The organism is Ilumatobacter sp. (genome assembly GCF_041688325.1).
Taxonomy (GTDB): domain Bacteria; phylum Actinomycetota; class Acidimicrobiia; order Acidimicrobiales; family Ilumatobacteraceae; genus Ilumatobacter_A.
The window spans coordinates 1-5,835 of record NZ_JBDNIJ010000114.1 but is presented as its reverse complement, the minus strand read 5'-3'; the positions used below and the strand labels follow the sequence as shown (position 1 = coordinate 5,835).

General features: G+C 63.1%; 6 protein-coding genes. 3 read left to right on the top strand and 3 right to left on the bottom strand.

The window, feature by feature from the left end:
* Positions 1-181 precede the first annotated feature (181 nt).
* The gene (locus tag ACH2EI_RS07640; protein WP_395156545.1) at positions 182-880 is read left to right on the top strand and encodes an aquaporin; all 699 of its coding nucleotides are present in this window, start codon (positions 182-184) and stop codon (positions 878-880) included.
* 47 nt (positions 881-927) lie between these two features.
* Here the strand turns inward: ACH2EI_RS07640 and arsJ are convergent, their stop codons facing one another.
* The 3 genes from arsJ to ACH2EI_RS07625 all read right to left on the bottom strand — a co-directional run bounded on the left by arsJ (position 928) and on the right by ACH2EI_RS07625 (position 4,146).
* Positions 928-2,151, bottom strand: a complete 1,224-nt coding sequence (arsJ, locus tag ACH2EI_RS07635) for an organoarsenical effux MFS transporter ArsJ (RefSeq protein ID WP_395156547.1) — start codon at positions 2,149-2,151, stop codon at positions 928-930.
* 54 nt (positions 2,152-2,205) lie between these two features.
* On the bottom strand, positions 2,206-3,222 hold the full coding sequence (locus ACH2EI_RS07630) for an ArsJ-associated glyceraldehyde-3-phosphate dehydrogenase (protein WP_395159617.1): 1,017 nt from the start codon (positions 3,220-3,222) through the stop codon (positions 2,206-2,208).
* Positions 3,223-3,327: 105 nt separating this feature from the next.
* The gene (locus ACH2EI_RS07625) at positions 3,328-4,146 is read right to left on the bottom strand and encodes a 3-methyl-2-oxobutanoate hydroxymethyltransferase (RefSeq protein WP_395159615.1); all 819 of its coding nucleotides are present in this window, start codon (positions 4,144-4,146) and stop codon (positions 3,328-3,330) included.
* 318 nt (positions 4,147-4,464) lie between these two features.
* On the opposite strand from ACH2EI_RS07625, the gene ACH2EI_RS07620 reads away from it, so the two are divergent.
* Both ACH2EI_RS07620 and ACH2EI_RS07615 read left to right on the top strand, forming a co-directional pair.
* The gene (locus ACH2EI_RS07620; RefSeq protein WP_395156696.1) at positions 4,465-5,439 is read left to right on the top strand and encodes a TauD/TfdA family dioxygenase; all 975 of its coding nucleotides are present in this window, start codon (positions 4,465-4,467) and stop codon (positions 5,437-5,439) included.
* A gap of 13 nt (positions 5,440-5,452) precedes the next feature.
* A partial coding sequence (locus ACH2EI_RS07615) for a class II aldolase/adducin family protein (RefSeq protein ID WP_395159613.1) occupies positions 5,453-5,835 on the top strand: 383 nt, incomplete at its 3' end.

Sequence of the window (5,835 nt, the reverse complement as noted above, 5' to 3'; positions counted from 1 at the left end):
TGAGACCGTTTCGGCTCACCTGCGCGCAGTAATGGTCTCCATTTCGGGAGATTGGGACCCTCGAACCAAAACTGAGACTGTCTTGCCTCACCTGCGCGCAGTAATGGTCTCCATTTCGGGAGGGCCGGGGTGCCAACATATTGATGGGTGTCGATGCAATCGGGTACGGTGCGGCTCGCTCATGAGTACCGCTGCTCCCCCACTGACGACTCGACTTCTCGCGGAAGGCATCGGGAGCGCGTTTCTTGTGATCGCCGTGATCGGGTCGGGAATCATGGCCGAGACGCTGTCGCCGACCGACGTTGGGTTGCAGCTCCTCGAGAACTCTGCGGCCACTGCAGGCGCGCTCATCGGGCTGATCATCATGTTCGCGACCGTCTCGGGCGCACATTTCAACCCTGCTGTCACACTCGTCGAACGCCTGCTCGGGCGCATGAACAACACCGCAGCTGCGAGCTACGTCGGAGCACAGTTGCTCGGTGGCTGCGTCGGCGCGGTGCTTGCCAACCTGATGTTCTCGGAACAGACGGGGCGTGGCGCCATCTTCCTGTCGCAGAAGAATCGCAACAGCGCAGCCGAACTGCTGTCGGAAGTCATCGCGATGGTCGGCTTGCTCCTCGTGATCCATGGGGCCGCACGGCTGGGTAAGCCCCATGTGGTCGCAGTGGCGGTCGGCGTGTGGATAGGCGGCGCCTATTTCTTTACGTCATCGACGAGCTTCGCTAATCCGATGGTGTCGGTCGCACGAACCTTGAGCGACACGTTTGCCGGCATCGCACCGTCGTCGGCCCCAGGCTTCATCGCTGCACAGTTAATCGGTGCGCTCATTGCCCGGGCCATCATCCCGACGCTTTTCCCCGCCGAACCAGCGGCCGTCTGATCGCCTCGACCCCACCGTGGGTGTGTCTCGTCCACCTGGAGTCATGATCAGGAGATCGTGGCGGTGATTTCCAGCGATGGGCTGTTGTCGAGGTCGGGCAGGCGCAGGGTCAAGAGCCAGGTAACGGCGACGAATGCGGTGGCGCCCCACAGGGCGACCGGCAGCCCACCCCAGAGGTAGAGCAGGCCCGACAGCAGGGTGCCGACGAGCCGCCCGACGGCATTGGCCGAGTAGTAGAAGCCGACGTCGGTGGCAACGGCGTCGTCGTCGGCATACGCCAGGATGAGGTACGAGTGCAGGGACGAGTTGACGGCAAAGACGATGCCGAACACGACGAGGCCGACCACGATTGCGGCGGTCACGGCGATGTCAGCAGCAACGAGCCCGGCGATCGCGGCAGCAACGACGCCGAGCCCCAGCGACCAGGTTCGAGCAGCCTGGACATCACTGGCACTCGAGCGGAGGATGCGGGGCGCAATCGACTGCACGGCGCCGTATCCGATTATCCAGGCGGCAAGGAATCCGCCGACCCCGTAGAACGACCAGTCGAGTTCGGTTTCGAGGAACACGGGAAGTGCCACGACGAACCAGATGTCGCGGGATGCAAAGAGGAAGATTCGCGCTGCGGCCAAGCGGTTGACGCCGGCCGACTTGGTGAGGATCGAACGCAACGGTGCTTTGCGTTTCGACTTCCCGATGTCTTCGTTGAGCATCAGCATCACGGCAGCCAGCGCGACGGCGACGAGGGTGGCCAGCACCCAGAGTGCTGCATCGAACCCGATTGACGCGAGCAGCGCCGCGCCGATGAAGAACCCGACGCCCTTCAGCGCGTTCTTTGACCCGGTGAGAATGGCAACGAGCTTGAATAGCGCGCCGTCTTCGGGTCCGGCAACGAACTTGACGGCACTCTTCGAACTCATCTTCGTCAAGTCTTTGGCGATGCCCGACAGTGCCTGCACGGCCATCACGAACACGACCGAGACCCACTCGGCCCATGACACCTGTTGGAACGTCAGTGCGGTGAGCGCAACGACCTGGAGCGCCAGGCCGGCCCGGAGCGTGAGGCCGAGGCCGGTCCGTGACCCCACCCAGCCGCCGAGCAGGTTGGTGACCACGCCCATGAATTCGTAGGCGAGGAAGAGGAACGCCAGAGCGACCGGCGAGTACCCGAGGCCGTTGAAGTAGAGCAGCACCAACATGCGCAGGGCGCCGTCGGTGATCGTGAAGGCCCAGTATGCGCCGGTGACGAGAGCGTAGCTACGAAGGTTCATGTGTGTGGCGGTGGTGTGTGGCGGTGGTGTGTGGCGGTGGTGTGTGGCGGTCGATCAGAGTGCTGCAGCGACCTTGGTGGCCAGGTCGGCCATGCGGAATGCGTAGCCGTATTCGTTGTCGTACCAGACGAGCACTTTGAGCATGCAGCCGTCGATGACCATGGTCGATGGTCCGTCGACAATTCCCGACCGGGTGTCGTTCGTGTAGTCGGCCGACACAAGCGGCCGATGTTCGAAGCCGAGGATGCCGGCGAGCTCGCCTTGCGACGCCTCGAGGAAGAGCCCGTTCACTTCTTCGACCGTGACGTCGCGTGACATCGTGAACACGGCGTCTGTCAGCGATGCGTTGAGCAGTGGAACGCGCACGGCGGTGCCGTTCAGCTTCCCGGCAAGCTCGGGATAAATCATCGTGATGGCCGTTGCTGATCCGGTCGACGTCGGGATCAGTGAGTTGAGTGCCGAGCGGGCCCGGCGCAGATCTTTGTGTGGCGCATCCACGATCACCTGTGTGTTGGTCACGTCGTGGATGGTGGTCAGTGCACCGCGCTCGATACCGATCTGTTCGTGCAGCACCTTGACCACCGGCGCAAGGCAGTTGGTGGTGCATGACGCTGCGGTGATGATGTGGTTGCTTGCTGGTTCGTACAGATGGTCGTTGCACCCCATAACGATGTTGAGGACGCCATCGGACTTGACCGGTGCCGCGACGATGACCTTCTTGACTCCGCCGTCGAGATAGGGCTGCAACGATTCGGCGGTCGTGAACCGGCCGCTGCACTCTAAGACGATGTCGACGCCGTGTTCAGCCCACGGGACTGCGCCGGGCGTGTCGTAGGCCGAGTAGGTGACCGCCTGGCCGTCGACGGTCATCGAGTCGCCGTCAGACGCGACGTTGCCGCCGTAGCGCCCGTGGACGGTGTCGAACTCCAGGAGGTGCGCTGCGGTAGCAGCATTGCCGTGGGGTTCGTTGACGTGGACGAGCTGGAGGTCGCTCCGACCGAAGAGGCCACGTACAGCCAGCCGGCCGATGCGACCGAAGCCGTTAATACCGATGCGAGTGGGGGTGCTCATCGGCGACGACCGTAGTGCTGCACCCGATCGGGTCGTGGTGAACGGCGAGTGAACCTTTCGCGTCGAGTGCTCGATCGAGCGCCCGGCGTCCGGCTTGCGTCGTGATTATGAAAGCGACTCGATGAACTGTTGAAGTTCGGCCTCGTCGACATGGGCCACCTCGGTCTCATCCGGGAAGCGCCCTTCCGCCACGTCGGACCGAAATGCGGTGAGCGCGTTGACCCGCTCGTCAGCGATTTGGTCGTACAGAGCGCCGAGATCCCCGTAGGCCCGGGCATGCCGCGGCGTGCGTGAACTCTCGCCGCAGATATCTGAAGTGAACAGGAAGACAACGTCAGCGTGGGGTCCAGACCCGAGTGAGATCGTTGTCAATCCGGTGCGCTCGTTGATTTCGGCCATCACCTTTGCTGGAATGAGTTCGCACTCGACAGCGAACGCACCGGCATCTTCGAGCTGCTGAAACTTCCGCCACAGGTTTGCGGCCTCGACCGCCGTCTTGCCGACAGCACGAACACCGCCGTACAACGTCGACTTTTTGGGAACGAAGCCGAGATGGCCGATCACCGGGATGTCTTCTTCGGTCAACCGGACAACGGAACTCATTCCGCGAGCGGTGATCACGGCATCGGCCCCATTGGACAGCGACTCGAGTGCGACGCCCAACAGTTCATCGACGGTCACTGCCCCGGTGAAGTCGATGGCAGCTGTGACGAAGACTAGCGATGACCCCTGGCGCACGGCCGGGACGTGTTCCGACATGCACACAACCATTTCAATACCGGCCGACTCGGCTGCGGCTGCCTCGTCGGCGGACGACGCAGTCACCTGGGCAACTTGCACGTTCTGAGCCTTGAGTGCGATAAGCGACGCCACCGTTACGGTCCGATCGGCTTCGTCACCGTTGTAATCGAGGATGCGTGGCATTGCTTTCTCTTATCACCTCAGGTTGTCCACGAGACGAATGAGCGCACCGGTGGCAAGAGCGGATGGTGCGCACTCGGAACTCAAAGCCGTCCGTTTTGGTGGTCCGTTTCTGGCACAGCGACCGGGTTCGACGACGGCTCGGATGCACCGCAGCAAACCGAAGGCGGTTCACCTGGCGCTGTCTCGTTGACGGATCGGGTGGGGTCGTAACGCCGCAGCCGCTGAGAGGGCCCCGTTTGGTGGTCCAGTTGTTGGGGAGTGTCTCAAACCGCTTGACAGGTTCCGATGTGAGCCCTACTTTGCCCCGAGGAGGTCAAGGTGATTGCGCAATCGTTCGATGCCAACCAATCACTGCCAGTCGTCATCGATCTCGGTGATGCCGACCGGTCCGATCCCGTTGGTTGGGCCACGCTTCAGCGTGATGTGATCGAGGCTGACCTCCATCGAGTCGGTGCGGTGTTGATCCGCGGATTCGACGTCCGGTCCGCCGACGAGTTCCGTGCCGTCTGTGCCGCGATCTGCCCACAGTTGCGCAACTACGCTGGCGGCGATTCGCCTCGGACCGGCGTGGCCGATCAGGTCTACACGTCGACGGAGTACCCGGCGCACCTCGAGGTGTTCCTCCACAACGAGCTGTCCTACGCTGGGTGGTCGCCAGATCGGCTCTTCTTCGGCTGTCTCGTCGCGGCCGAGTCGGGTGGCGAGACACACCTCGCAGACGGTCGCGAGATAGTGCGCCGAATGGACCCGACCGTACGTGACCGATTCGTGCAGCGAGGCGTCACCTACCTGCAGCATCTGTGGGACGCCGACGACGAACCCGGCATCGGAAAGTCGTGGCAGGAGACGTTCGAGACACCGGATAGCGACGACGTCGAGGCCTACCTACGTGGTGCCGGAATGGAGTTCGAGTGGACCGAAGCGGGGATTCGCACAGCAGCGACGCACCCCGCTGTGGTCGAACACAACGTGACGGGCGAGATCTGCTGGCACAATCAGGCTGATCAGTGGCACCGCGAGATCGAGGGCGTGAAGGTGTCCTTTGGCGGGACCGACGACGCTCGGATCGATCCGCTCACGGCCGGCGCCGACACGCTCGGCAACCACGTGACCTTCGGCGACGGTACCGAGATCGACGTCGCGGACCTGATGCACATCCGAGCGATATCACAGTCGTGCGAGGTCACTTTCCCGTGGCGCGCCGGCGACGTGCTGGCCATCGACAACGTGCTCGCGATGCACGGCCGCAAGCCGTTCACCGGTCATCGACGCGTACTGGCAGCCATGGGATGAGCGAGGTAAACGGATGACCGCACCCGTCGATCGACTCCGTCACGAACTGGCCGGAGCGTTGCGGCTTGCCGACCGCTTCGGGTTCTCAGAGGGAATCTGCAACCACTTTTCGGCTGTCGCCCCATCGGATGCCGAGCGGTTCCTGATCAATCCGCTCGGCCTCCACTGGTCCGAGATCTCTCCGGACGATCTCCTCCTGATCGACGGCGACGGCGAGGTGGAGGCGACCGCTCTGCACATCCATGTGGCGGGGCATCGCGCCAACCCGCGACATCGTGCGATCATGCACGTCCACATGCCGTACGCCACGGCGTTGACGATGGTCGCGGGTGGACGACTGGAAATGGCCCACCAAACGGCCGTTCGGTTCCATCGGCGGATGACGCACATTCCGTT